This is a genomic window from Paenibacillus sp. P36 (genome assembly GCF_045866505.1).
Taxonomy (GTDB): Bacteria; Bacillota; Bacilli; order Paenibacillales; family NBRC-103111; genus Paenibacillus_E; species Paenibacillus_E chondroitinus.
This window is the reverse complement of sequence record NZ_AP038372.1, coordinates 4,384,254-4,399,437: the sequence shown is the minus strand read 5'-3', so window position 1 is coordinate 4,399,437 and position 15,184 is coordinate 4,384,254. Positions and strand designations below refer to the sequence as shown.

Here is a 15,184-nt window from a genome sequence, read left to right as displayed (position 1 = left end):
GGAGGTTGTTCAGGAGATATGAATGTAATGAATGTTCATGGGCGAGAGGTAGATGAAGTTAAGCATACAGCGCAATTTGCTGTGGTTCCACTGGGTTCTTTAGAATATCATGGACCGCATTCACCGTTGGGTACGGATATTATTTTGGCTGAGGGTTTTGCACAAAAGATAGATCTTGCTCTTAAGCCCTTAATCTATCCTGTAATATCCTATACGCCTTGTCCAGGCAAAACCCAAGATTATCCTGGTACAGTTACGGTCCGCCCATCTGTCTTTATAGATTACTTATCAGACATCTTAGACGGAATTTGTCAGTTGGGTATTCGAAATATTATCTTACTTAATGCTCACGATGGCAATATGGGTCCTTCCCGGACTGTAGCCGAATCCATCACCGGTACATATAAAGACGCGAGCATCTTGTTAATCAACTGGTGGCAAATGGTTGCGGTAGATTTTTCTGAGCAAAAGGGACTTTTTCACGGGACGGCGGGCAGAGGCCATGGGGGTCCATACGAAATGTCTGCCGTTAAGGCTTTTCGACCGGACTTGGTTTCCGTAAAGGAATTAGACTTGGAATTAGATTCATGTCCGCCTTTAACTTCTATGCCTTATGTTTTAGTGGAAGGTACGCCACGAGGATGGGATGGATACACAGGTAAAATTAAGCAAACTTCGCAGGAAGCCGGCGAGTCGATTGTGGAAGAGGCTATCCGGAATATGAATCAATTAATTGCGAATTGGCTTGAGATGAGAGCAAAAAGTGATAGGAAAGGATGAACCGCAAAATGGGATATCGCGAAGAACTGCTGCAATCAGAAGGATCTTCTTTTCCGGGGAAAACGTATACGGAGGTTGTTTTGGAGCCAGCTTTTAATGAAGCAAAAGAAAATCTATTAGAACCAATGATGGCAATTAACAAAGCACATTTGATCATGCTGCGTGAGCAAAAACTAATCACAAAAGAAGAATCCAAACAAATAGCTAAAGCTATTCAGAGTCTTGATTTGGAGGCCCTTCGTTATAGCACATATACCGGAGAGTTTGAAGATTTATTCTTTCAGGTCGAGAATCAGTTACTGGAACATGCCGGAGATATCGCAGGTAATTTACATATTGCGAGAAGCCGTAATGATATGGGTATTGCGATTTATCGAATGGTGCTCAGAGAGAAATTAGCGGTGACACTGTCTTCTGCCCTTCTCTTAAAGGACCATTTACTGGATTTTGCAGAAGAACATTTGGGTACGGTGATGATTGGCTATACACATACGCAGCAGGCGCAGCCAACGACTCTCGCTCACTACATGACGGCTGTGCTCGATTCCTTGAATCGTGATATTCGACGTATGAAGGCGGCTTATGCCAACTGTAATCGAAGCAGTATGGGGGCAGCGGCATTGACGACCTCAGGATTTGCTATCAGTCGGGAACGTATGATGAACCTACTTGCTTTTGATGAACTTATTGAAAATTCATATGATGCGATAAGCGGTGCTGATTACATAGGAGAAATTGCAACAGCGATTCAACTGGCAGCAATTAATTTAGGGCGGGTTGTGCAAGATCTTCTCTTGTGGTGTACGCAAGAGTTTGCGGTGCTTAAGGTAGGAGCTCCTTACGTACAGATCAGTTCCATCATGCCACAGAAACGCAACCCCGTCTCACTGGAACATATGCGAGCGTTATTGTCGAGCTGTGTCGGTAATACCAATACGATTCTTTCCATGATTCATAACACTCCTTTCGGAGATATTGTAGATACTGAGGATGATATGCAGCCGTACGCATGGAAAAGTTTGGATATGATGGATAAGTTATATAGGTTGTTAGCTGCTGTTATGGGTACGATGGAGGTCAACAAGGAAGTACTTCGCCAGAGGACGGAAAGAAGCTTCGCAACAGTCACCGAGCTGGCGGATATGTTAGTAAGATCGGATGCGCTGTCATTCAGAAAAGCCCATCATATTGTCAGCGAAGTGGTAAAAAATGCGCTTGCTAATGGTTTATACGCGAATCAAATCACACTTCAATCGGTGAATGACGCTGCAAGACAAGTCATTGGCCGGGATGTGTCCTTGGATGAGGAAGCCTTGCGCAGAGCGATGGATCCCGTTCATTTTGTGGACATCCGTACGTTGCCGGGAGGGCCGAATCCTAAAGAAATGAAAAGAATCATCGATGACCGGAGGCTCCAGTACGCGTCCCATTTACAATGGCTGCAAGAGGCCCGGGAAAAGAGACGAAGTGCCACTCAACATCTGGATGAAGTCATTCTTCAATGGAGTGAAGCCTAATGAAGAAAAGAAGAATTCCACTACTTGCTTTTGATGGAGGAGGTACCAAAAGCATTGTCGTTCTCACGGATAGGGAAGGAAACGTTTTAGGACAAGGAAAAGCAGGTCCATGTAATTATCAAGGGGTTGGCAAGAAAAAGGCGATGCGGGAAATCGCTCATGCTATTCGCGAGGCGATACTGAATCTTGGTATTACCGAGGATCTCGCATTACTCCCTTCAATTGAGATCGACTGCGCTGTTTTTGGAATCGCAGGCTTGGATACAGAATATGACAGGGAAATAATAATGGAAATGGTAAAGGATTCTCTCTGCCTTCTCACTATCCAAGTAGGGCACTTAGTGGTTCATAATGACGGATTAGCCGCATTATTAGGCTCAACCGAAGGCCAGCCCGGAGTGCTTGTCATTGCAGGTACAGGCTCGATCGTATTTGGTATCAACGAGTTTGGTCAAACGGGTAGGACTGGCGGATGGGGGCATCGGGTAGGGGACGAAGGAAGCGGCTATTGGATCGGCAAACAAGCCGTGACAGCCATTCTTAGGACGAATGATGGTCGGGGCGATGCAACCAGACTACATGAATGGGTGCTTCCGCATATGGGCTTCAGCCATGTGGAGGATCTGTTCAATTGGGTCTATAGTTCGGATTACTCCGTGGATAAATTAGGGGAATTATCACAGTTGGTTAGTTTAGCGGCAATTGCTGGGGATCGTGAAGCTAATCGTATTTTATTCGCAGCCAGCGGGGAATTGTTTGTGAGTGTGAGGGCTATTATTCAGCAATTAATGCTAACGGATAAACCGTTTAAGCTAATCCTGCAGGGCGGCGTACTGCGTAATATTAGCCTCGTTCGGAAACAGTTGATTTCGCAAATCGAGGAATATGCACCCCAAGCTCAAATTGTTGACATGCAGGGGGAACCGATAAATAGCATTATTTCGATGGGGCTAGTTTATCTAAAGTCTTCGAGCAGCGAATTGAATTGAAGGAAGGAGTTGAATGATATGAGTAAGAAATTATTATTCGTGTTTGCTCATCCTGATGACGAATCCTTTGCAGCCGGAGGGACCATAGCTAAAGCCCATCAACAGGGACACGAGGTGTTTTTAATATGCGTTACTTCGGGCTGCAAAGGGAAATCCGGTGAATTTCAATTTAGCTCGCGAGAACAGTTGGCATTGCACCGCGAAGAAGAATTACGGAAGGCATGCTCTATACTTGGCGTTACCGATTTAATTTTATTTAGATACCCGGACGGGACCCTTAAGGATCAAGATCCGGATAAACTGGCCGAGCGTATTAGTCAAACGATTATTGCTTTAAAGCCAGATGTAATCTTATCGTTTCCGCTCGATGGGGTCACAGGACATCCAGATCATATTGCCGTTTCACTTGCTTCAGAAAAGGCCGTCATCTTATCGGAGGCGTATTATCCCCCAGATCAGCTGCCTAAATTTTATTATATATCCGTTCCTCACTATTATGATCATTGTAAGGACGTTGGCCCCTTGAGTACATGCATCATTACAGGAAAAGTGGATATCAGTGATTATAGAATATTGAAGGGACAGGCACTGCAATCTTATAAGAGCCAAGTCTTCTCGGTGAACCGGGCTTACCCGGGTGTGATGCAGAACGATTTTTCGGTTATTGGGCCTTATGAATATTATACCTTAATACGTGCCAACGGTAATCAGGTCGACCTGACGGCAGATAAGTTCACAAACAAATTAATAGTTATCGATTTAGTTGATAAATCTAGCATTTAAAAGGATTGATCGATGCATTATCAACTGTGGAGTGAATAACGATGACGGCAGCCCGTACACGTTCGGTATTTTTGGATACTGATAATTTAAAACGAAAGTATCCAATTACTAGAAGATTTTTTTTGCATTAGTCCAATCAGAAACGCAAATTATCCCGAGTGGTTAGAAAGTTACAACGGGATACGATTGCTGAAAGTTTAGGGAGCAGCGCCGTGACCGTTTGCTACTCCTATTTTGCTGAATTATCGTCAGGTTAACTTATCGATAAATGTCCATAGGGTTTAATTCAATTAAATAATCGAATTATTGGTCAGGTAAAGAATGTGCAGGGGTATCCTTTTTATTAAATAATGAACCATGAAAGTGGCGGTTGCATAAGTAAACGGTTTGTGATCTTTTAGACCGAATGTATGTGTGACACTGCTAACTGCTACGTACAAAAAGAGACTCACTTTTAGAAACATACTATTAATCCAAAATACGAGTAACAAAGGATCTAGATTCTCTAAAAAAGAGCCTAGTCGTGTATAGCGAATCACTTCGAGGGTAGGTGAACTCAGGTTTTCTGTTAACTCTGGACCGAAAAGTAAGATGGTCGAAATCACGTCAGTGAGTGTAATGAAAACTGTCGGGTGACAAGAACATTATCTCATTAATTGCCGCGTGAATCGCGGTTTTTTTATTTTATGGGATCAAGTTCTTGTCAAAACCCAATGACAAGAACTTGATCCCATTCTCGACGGAAGGCCAAGGGGAGTATTTTCCAAATGATTAAACTAACGGGCAGTTTAGCGTGGTGATTGTCTCAAAAAGTGAAGTATAATAATGGTAGTAATTACTAACAAAAGGGTGTCATTATACCCGCATATTCTCATTCCAAACGAATTCCAGTAGGAGGGGAGTTAATGGACAATTTTCCTTTAAGTAAGGGGATTGATTTGATGAAGAAAATATCAATAGAAGAACTTTATGAACTGTATGTTGATACGATTAAGCGATGCGGAACTTATCTATTAGAATCTGACGATTTGGTAATTGGATATAACATCTTTGAAGAGTTCGATATTGGTGCTATAACATTTTTACACACCGACAACTTAAAAAAATTAGTCTATGATGGGCTAATTAGTTATGAAATAATGTTTAAAAGTTCAACTTTAAGACGTGAATTTCTAGCATTACAGCAAGGTGATGAATGGAATATTAATGCGGTGAGGCAATCATCTCAATGGAAGGAAATTCTTGAACTGGCTGATGAAATCAATTCAATGGTAGTGCGTTACGCAGAACTATAGTTGAATGACGAAGCTTCCGACACGATCGGCAGCTTTATTACGTTAACGGGCAGTTTAGCGGAGTGATTCGTGATAAAATATCATTGAAGTAAAATGCTCAAATGAGGTGTTGGTCGTGAAACTGGTGAATAAAATTGAAGTCGCCTCGATGAAGAGCGAATATTGCAGAGCACAAGAGAAGAGTTACTTCAGGGATATGAAAGTTTGGGAACGAAAGTTGATTGGCTTGATAAAATTCCTCCAATGATTTTCGAGGAATCGCAATACATTGCTCAACTAAGCAAAATTTACGATTAAACTAATGGCGAACGATAGTTGAGAATTAAAGGAGCTGTTCGCCGCGATCGTCAGCAGCCATTATTTCATTAAAGGGAAGGCCATAAATCACAAACACTTGGAAGAAATATTAACAAAACGAATTATATTAAAGAAAATCTTTATATTGGAGTGAGCAGTATGGATAGTAGGTTAATTGAACTACTTGAAAATATCAAGAAAAGACCAGGTCTATATCTCGGAAGAAAATCACTCCTATTTCTTCTACACTTTCTTCATGGATATCAACAATGTTTATTTCATATTGAAGGTACATATTACACCTTAACTGGATTTCAGGAATATATAGAAGATATTTATGATTTCCATGGAGTTCATAATTGGGCAAGTATAATTCAGTTTAATTGTACAACTGATGATGAAGCCTTCGATAAATTCTATCAGCATCTTGATGAATTTTACGGAAATATGGATTTAACTTCCGAAAATAAAATTTAGATTTGATTGAACTAACGTTGAATCACAAAAAAGCAGGTTGCTGCGGCATTTTTTATAAGTAGTTTACGAATTTCGACAGTTTGAGGGGTGTTAAGAAGCATGCAGGAAAGTATAAGGAAAGCTTACTTAGTCCTTAATTATCAAGCATTATTAGATATTAAAAACAGTGGCGAGTTCAATGCAGATAACTATGATCGTGTATTTAGAATTGCACATGCTTTTCACAATCTTGCTTTCTCTATAACTGAGGATTTTGTAGGATTTAATGAGGATAGTTTCTGGAATAATGTAGAAGGACTTGAAAGGGATTTTGGTTTAATCCATTATAAAGAATTATTTGATAAGGAAGTAAATCGGGCAAAATCTTAAGCTAAATAAGACAACAGGAGGGCAGTCGACATCAAGTGGCTGCCTTTTCTCCGCTTACGGGCAGTAGAGGTAACAAACAAATCAGGTAAATATAAGTGATTTATAAGCAAATTATTAGTAGTCTTGTTACTGTTTTCATGAAATAATCTAAAAGTAATATTAATATACTGTGCGTGAAAATAAATAAATTATTAGATATGGAGGAATGTTCGTGGCATGGCCAACTCATATTGTTGCAGTTAGTGGAGTAGTAGAAAATGAACAAGGGCAAGTACTTTTGGTGAAGACTCAACATGGGGGTTGGGTGTGTCCGGGAGGACAAGTAGAGGTCGGTGAAAACTTAATGGATGCATTGATTAGAGAGATAAAAGAGGAAAGCGGAATAGACGTGCTGGTTTCGCATTTATTTGGAGTATTCTCGAATACAGGTGTTCATAAATGGCATGACGGTGTGACAGATGTCCCAACGAAAGTGATGTTGGACTTTGTCTGTAAGCCTATTGGTGGGCAGTTATGCACATCAGCAGAGACATCGGATTGTCGTTGGGTTGAAAAGGGATATGCACTTAGTATGATAACAGCGCCAGCTGTTCGTAAACGATATCAAGCTTTTTTAGGTTTCAATGGAAAGACACAATATATGGAATATGTAACTAAACCGAGTTTTGAAGTTAAATTAAGTCAATCCATCTAATCGGCGTTACCCTAACGAGGAACTTTAGAAATGGGGAGGAACTTGAATGTCATATCCATTTGATTGTATTACGATTGGGTAAAGCGTTGAACTAACGAGGAACGATAGCTGAATAAAGACACCGCGGCAGCCGTCCATGATTGATAGGCTGCCTTTTCCACGCTAACGGGCAGTAGAGATGCATAGCCAGTGTGGAGTCTATGTCTGCCCAATTACTGAAATTGGGCACATACTACTTACATACATCTAACAATATCTTAATAAAATCCAGTGCATCACAATCCATTTTAAATCGTATAAGGTGTTAAACAGTGAAGGGAGTTGTGGATATTGAAAATGAATAATGGTGCTGTTGTAGCTACAGTGCTAATAAGTCTATTTTCGGTACTATTACTGGATGCGAAGCCTGTGGAAGCTTATATAAATGTGAAGCCCTCAAATATTACTATATTGAAAGATACGGTCATGTACGATGATTACACTCATCCAGACATAGCTGTAGGGGTTTTGAGCGGCCCACAAGGAGTAACGGTTGTCGAGGTTGATCAGGATTGGAAGCAGGATGAACAGGTGGCTGCTAAATGGTATTTAGTGGAGACATGGATGGGGAACAAATGGATTAAAGCTGGCGATAGTGTTGTAAACGGTAAATATTCCGAGGAACAGCGGGAAATCACAACTATTTTCGAGATTCCACTATATGACCGACCGGGTTATTTTAACGGTTCAAAGATTACTCCGCAAAAGCTTCATACAACTGGCAATATTGCATTTTCCCCTACAGGAGGTGTCAATGCAACCTCCTTTATCGCCCAAGGTAATGGCCAATGGTACATGATCGATACCTGGCTTGGAGAAAAATGGATTCTTAATCCGGATATATTGGAAAACGTCAAGGAGGAGCCTTTATCCTATGACATGAAATTGACTGGGGAGGAGACTGTGTATCCCGTGCCATTTATAGTGGTAAAGTCGGGAGAAAGGATTACACCACAAGTGGTATTAGTGTTAGCTAAGTGGGATGATCGGAGAGGACCTTGGGGATCGCTTTGGTACAAAATTCGTCTTCAGCAAGGGATAAGATGGGTAGCTTTAGAACATGATGTGCTTCCAAGTTTACGAGTGACAAACGAGCTGGTAGAACTTCCGACTGAAACCCGCTATTTTGACAATCCGCAGATAAACATTGACGGCAAAGAATGGCTTAATGCGGGAGCCTATAAAGCTACAGAGGCATCGGGAGACTGGTATCATATCGAGACAGGAATAGGACTGAAGTGGGTAAACCCACTCCGGGGGTTGCAGGAGCGACCAATAGGTATTGTTCAGACGAATGAAACGGTTGAGCTGACGAAAGATACCGAGACATATGCCTATCCGCAAACGGGTGAATTATACCATCTACGTGGCTTTTTCTCTCCACAGACAGTAACGGCATATGAAAAGTGGATAAGCGGAACCGGGGAAGTCTGGTATCATTTTCGTAATTGGACGGGTGGAAATGAATGGGTTCGAATTCAAAAAAAACAATAACATATGGATATGTCACTCATATACTAGAAATTGCTCAACTTACGGTGAACTATAACTTAATACCAACATGAAAATCCGGTCCAGTTTGATTGATTGCCTCTTTCACGAGTAACGGAGGATAACGTAGTCAATTCACGAATTCTATAGAACTGGCGTATACGCTAGAGCTTAATAAGGAGCTGATGTTTACGAACAGTGAAGTTATTTCTCTTATTAATAGATTGAAAAATGCACTATACGAGGACCTCATTGGAACATCATATGATGTGACAGAAGAACTTCAAATGAGAGAAGATGGATTTGATGCAATAGAACCATTACTTAAACTACTTGAAGATAATCCAGATGTAGATTTCGGTTCACCAGGACCGATTGTTCATTTCGTTGAAAAGTATTACAAGAAAGGGTATGAAGAAAAACTTATTGTTTCACTATACAGAAACCCCACTAATCATACTCTTTGGATGTTAAACAGAATAATAAATGTTTCTGAAAACGAACAAAAACAACAATATTTGAATGTTCTTAGTGATATCATCGAAAGAAGTATTGAAGACAAAAAGATTGATGAACAAGCAAAGTATTTTAGATCATTACATGATTTACATGATTAAGTCCTTGAAGGTTTATCCACGATCCGAGCGAAGCATTTTCAGATTGAGTTAATGGATACGTTTGTTCAATAAACACACCAGTGGGAGGCTGCCAGCATGATCGGCAGCCTTCATTACGTTAATGGGAGATTAGTTCCAGTATATGGTACAATAAACTTGGTTGTATTATCTGCAATTATAGATACGAGGTGGGTATTGTATGGAACTAATCAAGGTTTCCTTTGAAAAGAAAATGATACTACGTAACCTTATGGAGTTATATCAGTACGATATGAGTCAATTTGAAGATGATAGTGAAAACGATGTGAACGAATATGGTCTTTTTGATTACAAGTACCTCGATCATTACTGGACTGAAGAAGGGCGGTTTCCCTTCTTTATTATGGAGTCTGATAAGCTAGCTGGATTTGTTTTAGTTAGGGAAATCGCAGAAGGCGAATTGCCTAAAGTTTCAATTGCTGAGTTTTTCATACTAAGAAAGTACCGAGGACAAGGAATTGGTAAAAAAGTAGCGCATAAAGTTTTTGAGATGTTTAAAGGCAATTGGAGCGTTTCTTGGTTGGAAAAAAATCTGCCTGCAAAGACATTTTGGACAAAGGTTATCATGGAATATTCTAACGGTAATTGTTCAGAAGGCTTACACGCAGGAAATCCATCGTTAGAATTTATCTCATGATATTGCTAATCTAACGCAGAACGAAAGTTTAATCGCAATACAACAGCAGCCGGAAAACGTTCCCTGTTTTTGATATTTGATCGATGGTTAAATATTAGATTGACAGGAATTATTTGGGATTATATACTGGCATAATAATTCAAAATTACATATAACAAACGCAATGATTGGCATTATTAAGGAATATCTATTGCCCAGAGAACTGTCGCCCGGTGCGAGACAGTGTATAGGTTCCCCAACTCACCCATAAGCGGTTAGACTGAAGTTAGTAAGTCTTAACGGGTAACCTCCGTAATCTGGTCCTAAGGATTTGTGATAAATCTTGTTGCAAATCAAAAAGAGTGGTACCGCGAAGGTAATACCTATCGCCTCTTTGAGGCGATGGGTTTTTTGTGTTTAAAAAAGGGAGGGAATAAGTATGAAGAATGTTATTGAGTATTATTCAAGTTTCGATGAGTGGGGAAGGTTAGATAGAGAACCACTAGAATTCACTATTAATTGGCATTATATAAAGAAATACTTGCCAAATTGTGGATCTATCTTAGATAATGGCGCTGGACCAGGAAAGTACTCGTTTGAATTAGCAAGACAAGGATATAACGTGACCCTCTCTGATATCACACCTAAATTAGTCGAGATTGCAAAAGAAAAGGCAAACGAACTGGGATTAACTGAGAAATTTAGCGGTTTCCATTCGTTGAATGCTACTAATTTAAAGGGAATATCAAATGAAAATTTCGATGCTTCTCTTATGTTAGGCCCCATATATCATTTGCAGAACGGAAATGATCGAATAGCTGCTGTTAGGGAATTACATCGTGTGACAAAGAATAACGGTATCGTTTTTGTAGCTTTCCAAAGTCGAATGAGGATGTTGCTTACTTCCTTGCTCTTCCCAACATTTTGGAAACCAAATGATAATATAGGTACCATTAATAAATTCATAGAAGAAGGAATTTTTAATCACACTGATGAAGGTCGTTTTACAGGTGCATATTATTACAATATTGAAGATATCAAACCATTTATGGAGAACCATGGGTTCGAAACGATTGACTTAATTGGTTCTTCAAATCTCGGTGCATTAATAAATAACGAACAGAAACAATATTGGACCGACCAAGGTGAAAAGGAAAAGTTAATTGAACTACTTATAAGAATAGCTGGGGATCCATCAGTATTAGGAGTATCATCTCATTTGCTTTACATAGGTAGAAAGAAGAAGTAAAAAGTATAAGCTAATTTTGAACCACAAAGAACGATAGATAAATTAAGGCAGCTGACAAGCACACAAGTTTATTCAAGCTAGGAAACGAACTATTTTTCATTTAGAGAATGTTTAATAATTTGAAAGAGGCGATGTGCATGTCTTGCTTCATTTGTGACAAACATAACGGAGTTTCTAACCAACCACCAGGTGGGTATATTTATGAAGATGAGCACTGGATGGTTTGCCATTTTCCTACTGAACAATCAGTTCTAGGGCAATTATTGATAGAATCAAAAAGACATTTCCTGGATTTCTCTGAAATGACTGATGAAGAAGCTAGAACGTATGGATATCTGGTTAAGAAACTCTATTCAACCCTGAAAGAGATCACTGGTGCGGAACGGGTATATTCTCTTGTAACGATCGATGGAGTCCCACATTTCCACGCACATTTCATCCCGAGAATGGGTCAAAGTACAACGAAAGGTATTAAATTTATTACACAGGAAAAATCATGTGAAGTAAAAGATGTCACCGAATTAGTAAAAAAACTAATTGCGAAGTTTAACTAATTCATTGTGCGCATTTAACTATCGGATACTTTAGTTCAACCCATCATGGAGCAGTTTGACCGGTGAATAGTGGCCTACGAAAGAGGAGCATTTTATGCAAATTGAGATGGAGATTAGCTTCCCAGTAATTCTTGTTGAAAAAATCGAATATGTTGAGCGAAGATATGAGGTGAACTTTCCAGAGGACTACAGAGAATTTCTGTTGCAATTCAATGGAGGGAAGCCAAGTAAAAGAAGATTTACTTCAAAGGATGGAAAAATAATAAGTTCATTAATGCTATTATTCCCTCTTATGGAGAAAGAGGGAAAGAGTGTAGTGGAGCATTACTTGATGTTCACAAAAAGCGGTAGACTTCCTGAGAATATAGTTCCTATTGGAGAAGATCCTTTAAGAAATTTAATTTGTATCTCTGTAGGAAGTAGTGATAATGGGTCGGTTTACTATTGGAACTTGAATGAAAACGAAATAGGACCATCTTACAAATATCTTTATCTTCTTTCTGAAAGTTTTTCTGAGTTTATTAAAGGACTGCTACCATCGAAATAATATTTGGTGCATGTTTATCATTGACCACCTTGCGACGAACTATAGTGAGGTGGTGTTCTTTTTCTCCGCCGCAGTATCGCTATCAACTCAGGAAGCCGAGAGCTAGAGACCGCCTTTTCCCCGCTATCGGGCAGGATAGTTACAAATAAAGGGAAAATTTCTATTGCAGAGAATAACTTTATAATAACATCTTTGGGGGTACTCGCATGTGGATATCAAATGAAGTAAAGCGTGGGTTTCCACCTGATTTTAAAGTAAAGTATAGATTTTTTACGAAAGAAGAAGGAGGTAGGAAAATACTTCCTAGACAAGGATATAGAAGTGATTTTGCTTTAGAAGAGGATTTTTTAGAGACAGGGATTGAGTTGAGAGTCATCCACCCTGAGTTCGAAGATAAGAACGGAGAAATAATTATTAATGAGGCATGTTCAGTTTTAGAATCAGGGACCGCTAGAATGTGGATCATGTTTCCCAAAGCACGAGAGGAAAGACATATTCATGATATTAAAGTAGGACTTAAAGGGTACTTCATGGAAGGACCAAACCGTGTTGCTGAAGCCGAGATTATAGAAATTATCGGTCTATTTACAAACCCTAGAGCTGAATAGAGATAGCTTTAATGTTCCGCTGACGAGGAACGATAGTTGAAATAAAGACAGCGGCAGCTTTGTTTCTAACGAGGACCATTAGATTATAGAAATAAAGGAGTGATGTGTGTTGGGTTTTTGTGTTAAGTTGAGACTGTTGGATTTACACGGGAATCTTGCTAAATATAAATATGGTCTTTGTGATAAGCCGTTCGATGGGGTATTCGAAACTGATGTGACTAAGGTGCTGTCGGGAGAACTGCCGGGTGATACCACTATGGAGGAAGTCATAAATATAATAAATCCATGTACAGGGGAAGGAAAGCAACTAAGATCAGCAATACAGGCTTTTACAGCGATTTATAGACATTATAGAGAAACCAACGAATACATGGTCGATGGTGGTTACTATTCATAAATTCATTACGCTATAGCAGAACGATAGCTTCTATAAAAAAGCACTGGAGTTGACTTTATGGCTATCAGTAAGAAGGGGACAAGAAAGATTACTGTCGGGCAAGAATCGTACAGATGGGTTATCACTCCTCAACAAAGGGTAATCTCACTTTAACCGTTCAGCATAATGAAGTTAACGGCCAATTACTCAGGGTCAATATAGAATCAGACATTAATGAGTACTGGGTGGAGTTTCCGCATGTTGAGAAGCTCAATAACAAAGTTGTAATGCCTGCTGAAGTAACCTTAATAATTCCTGAAGCAATTAATCAGGGATGGAAACCAAGGGAAAAAGGCACTTTATTAAGCTTCAAACTGTCTGGAAGAAAGCTCGAATCGTTAAACTAACGGTAAGACGTTAGTTGAAAGGCTGCCGCGAAGCAGCCTTTATTACGTTTACAGGAGAATTAACTGAAAAGAATAATGTACAATACTTGGCATAAGAGTAGTGCTAACGATGTAGAGGAGAAATATTAATGAAGATTTGGGAATTAAAAAGTGACAACAATTTCGGTGATTTTCAGCTAGCAAATTTTGACCAAGATAAACATTACTTTAAGGAGAACTGCGTTAAAAAGAGAAATTGGAATACACCTCAACTGTACTCTATAGATAAAGGACCTAAAGGAGATAATCCACATTTTTGGGGGAGTACAGGAACACTTGCTTTTTCAAAAAGGAGTGTTGAAACACTAGAAGATTTGATTACAAGTCAAGTTGAGATTCTTCCCATTTTTAATCAAGAAAACGATGGAGAGTTTTTCCTAATTAATATTCTAAATGCATTAGACGCTGTTGATATTTCACATTCAATCGAGAAAAAACTTACAACAGGACTATTAATAGGGTATACAAAACTTGCTTTTAAACCTGAGTTACTTAAGGAATCAGATATTTTTCATTTGCGTTTGCACACAAACAAAAGAATAATGTCTACACGGATTTTCGTTACAGACACTTTTCGCAATCGAGTTGAAGATGCGAACCTCTTAGGGTTCTTATTTGAAGAAGTTTGGTCAGAAACCTCAAATGCTGAATTAAGCTAAAGGTAAACGATACTTAACAGGCTGCCGAGAAGCAGCCTTTATTACGTTCACGGGCAGTTTAGCGTGGTGGAAGTAGGAATGACTAAATAATATACTATCACTATGGCTAACGAGGAGCATGAGATGATTAAACAATTACACAAGGTCATTACGCTAACGCAGAACGCTAGTTCAATTCAATTTTCTTAACGTTACGGGGAAAGGGTTGAGTGAAAAAATAAACAATAAAAATAAAACACACGATTGTGACACAAACCATGTAATGTCGGGTGACAAGAACATTATCTCATTAATTGCCACGTGAATCGCGGTTTTTTTATTTTATGGGATCAAGTTCTTGTCAAAACCCAATGACAAGAACTTGATCTCATTCCCGACGGAAGGCCAAGGGGAGTATTTTCAAAATGATTAAACTAACGGGCAGTTATGCTCAGTGATCTGAGCGGATACTTTAGATCAATATAAGCAGAAGGATCTGCCGCAGCGGATCCATTTAACTCACGTTGCAAGAGCAACCTTTTTTTGTGAAGAATGGGGAATCCCCGGTTTACTCGACCACTTTTACTTCATGAACGAGCGCACGTTTGAGATATCAAATTTTTGAATGTCCATTCTGCGTATGGCTCCCAGTAACAACAGGAACTTAAGTTATTGGGCAGTTGTGTTGAAAAGGTGATCCAATAAATGTAAAATATGATAGATTGCAAAATACTATCTAAGGAAGCAATATGTAGAATATTTT

General features: G+C 39.4%; 18 protein-coding genes and 1 other annotated feature. Of the genes, 17 read left to right on the top strand and 1 reads right to left on the bottom strand.

Annotated elements, in window-relative coordinates; genetic code table 11:
* Window positions 1–27 precede the first annotated feature (27 nt).
* Genes ACKTT9_RS19745 through ACKTT9_RS19730 form a run of 4 tightly spaced genes read left to right on the top strand, consistent with a single transcriptional unit; the run spans window position 28 to window position 4,069 of the window.
* On the top strand, window positions 28–780 hold the full coding sequence (locus ACKTT9_RS19745) for a creatininase family protein (protein WP_407867227.1): 753 nt from the start codon (window positions 28–30) through the stop codon (window positions 778–780).
* Window positions 781–788: 8 nt separating this feature from the next.
* Entirely contained in the window at window positions 789–2,297 is a 1,509-nt protein-coding gene (argH, locus tag ACKTT9_RS19740; RefSeq protein ID WP_407867226.1) for an argininosuccinate lyase, read from the top strand.
* Entirely contained in the window at window positions 2,297–3,286 is a 990-nt protein-coding gene (locus ACKTT9_RS19735; RefSeq protein ID WP_407867225.1) for an N-acetylglucosamine kinase, read from the top strand. The genes argH and ACKTT9_RS19735 overlap by 1 nt, the downstream gene beginning before the upstream one ends.
* An 18-nt stretch (window positions 3,287–3,304) precedes the next feature.
* Window positions 3,305–4,069 carry a PIG-L deacetylase family protein gene (locus ACKTT9_RS19730; RefSeq protein WP_407867224.1) on the top strand — a complete coding sequence of 255 codons (765 nt, stop codon included), beginning with the start codon at window positions 3,305–3,307 and terminating at the stop codon, window positions 4,067–4,069.
* A gap of 290 nt (window positions 4,070–4,359) precedes the next feature.
* Here the strand turns inward: ACKTT9_RS19730 and ACKTT9_RS19725 are convergent, their stop codons facing one another.
* Window positions 4,360–4,689: a GerAB/ArcD/ProY family transporter gene (locus ACKTT9_RS19725; RefSeq protein WP_407873078.1), complete on the bottom strand. Its 330-nt coding sequence runs from the start codon at window positions 4,687–4,689 to the stop codon at window positions 4,360–4,362.
* Between the two features lie 285 nt (window positions 4,690–4,974).
* Between ACKTT9_RS19725 and ACKTT9_RS19720 the strand changes: the two genes are divergently transcribed.
* From ACKTT9_RS19720 to ACKTT9_RS19660, 13 genes are all read left to right on the top strand, one after another.
* Entirely contained in the window at window positions 4,975–5,364 is a 390-nt protein-coding gene (locus tag ACKTT9_RS19720) for a hypothetical protein (protein WP_407867223.1), read from the top strand.
* 456 nt (window positions 5,365–5,820) lie between these two features.
* Complete coding sequence (locus ACKTT9_RS19715; RefSeq protein WP_407867222.1) at window positions 5,821–6,138, top strand: hypothetical protein; 318 nt, start codon at window positions 5,821–5,823, stop codon at window positions 6,136–6,138.
* A gap of 99 nt (window positions 6,139–6,237) precedes the next feature.
* Window positions 6,238–6,507 carry a hypothetical protein gene (locus ACKTT9_RS19710; RefSeq protein WP_407867221.1) on the top strand — a complete coding sequence of 90 codons (270 nt, stop codon included), beginning with the start codon at window positions 6,238–6,240 and terminating at the stop codon, window positions 6,505–6,507.
* 211 nt (window positions 6,508–6,718) lie between these two features.
* Complete coding sequence (locus ACKTT9_RS19705; RefSeq protein ID WP_407867220.1) at window positions 6,719–7,201, top strand: NUDIX hydrolase; 483 nt, start codon at window positions 6,719–6,721, stop codon at window positions 7,199–7,201.
* 330 nt (window positions 7,202–7,531) lie between these two features.
* On the top strand, window positions 7,532–8,734 hold the full coding sequence (locus tag ACKTT9_RS19700; protein WP_407867219.1) for a hypothetical protein: 1,203 nt from the start codon (window positions 7,532–7,534) through the stop codon (window positions 8,732–8,734).
* Between the two features lie 182 nt (window positions 8,735–8,916).
* Window positions 8,917–9,348 (top strand): hypothetical protein, encoded by a 432-nt coding sequence (locus ACKTT9_RS19695; RefSeq protein ID WP_407867218.1) that lies wholly within the window; start codon window positions 8,917–8,919, stop codon window positions 9,346–9,348.
* 199 nt (window positions 9,349–9,547) lie between these two features.
* Entirely contained in the window at window positions 9,548–10,024 is a 477-nt protein-coding gene (locus ACKTT9_RS19690; protein WP_407867217.1) for a GNAT family N-acetyltransferase, read from the top strand.
* A gap of 154 nt (window positions 10,025–10,178) precedes the next feature.
* Window positions 10,179–10,400, top strand: a binding site (T-box leader).
* 42 nt (window positions 10,401–10,442) lie between these two features.
* A complete protein-coding gene (locus ACKTT9_RS19685) occupies window positions 10,443–11,252 on the top strand; it encodes a class I SAM-dependent methyltransferase (protein WP_407867216.1) in 810 nt (269 codons plus the stop codon).
* Window positions 11,253–11,389: 137 nt separating this feature from the next.
* Window positions 11,390–11,806: an HIT family protein gene (locus tag ACKTT9_RS19680; RefSeq protein WP_407867215.1), complete on the top strand. Its 417-nt coding sequence runs from the start codon at window positions 11,390–11,392 to the stop codon at window positions 11,804–11,806.
* 94 nt (window positions 11,807–11,900) lie between these two features.
* Entirely contained in the window at window positions 11,901–12,353 is a 453-nt protein-coding gene (locus ACKTT9_RS19675) for an SMI1/KNR4 family protein (RefSeq protein ID WP_407867214.1), read from the top strand.
* A 206-nt stretch (window positions 12,354–12,559) separates the two neighbouring features.
* Window positions 12,560–12,961 (top strand): hypothetical protein, encoded by a 402-nt coding sequence (locus ACKTT9_RS19670; protein WP_407867213.1) that lies wholly within the window; start codon window positions 12,560–12,562, stop codon window positions 12,959–12,961.
* A gap of 109 nt (window positions 12,962–13,070) precedes the next feature.
* Complete coding sequence (locus ACKTT9_RS19665) at window positions 13,071–13,358, top strand: hypothetical protein (RefSeq protein WP_407867212.1); 288 nt, start codon at window positions 13,071–13,073, stop codon at window positions 13,356–13,358.
* A gap of 514 nt (window positions 13,359–13,872) precedes the next feature.
* Entirely contained in the window at window positions 13,873–14,442 is a 570-nt protein-coding gene (locus ACKTT9_RS19660) for an imm11 family protein (protein WP_407867211.1), read from the top strand.
* The last annotated feature ends 742 nt before the right edge of the window (window positions 14,443–15,184 follow it).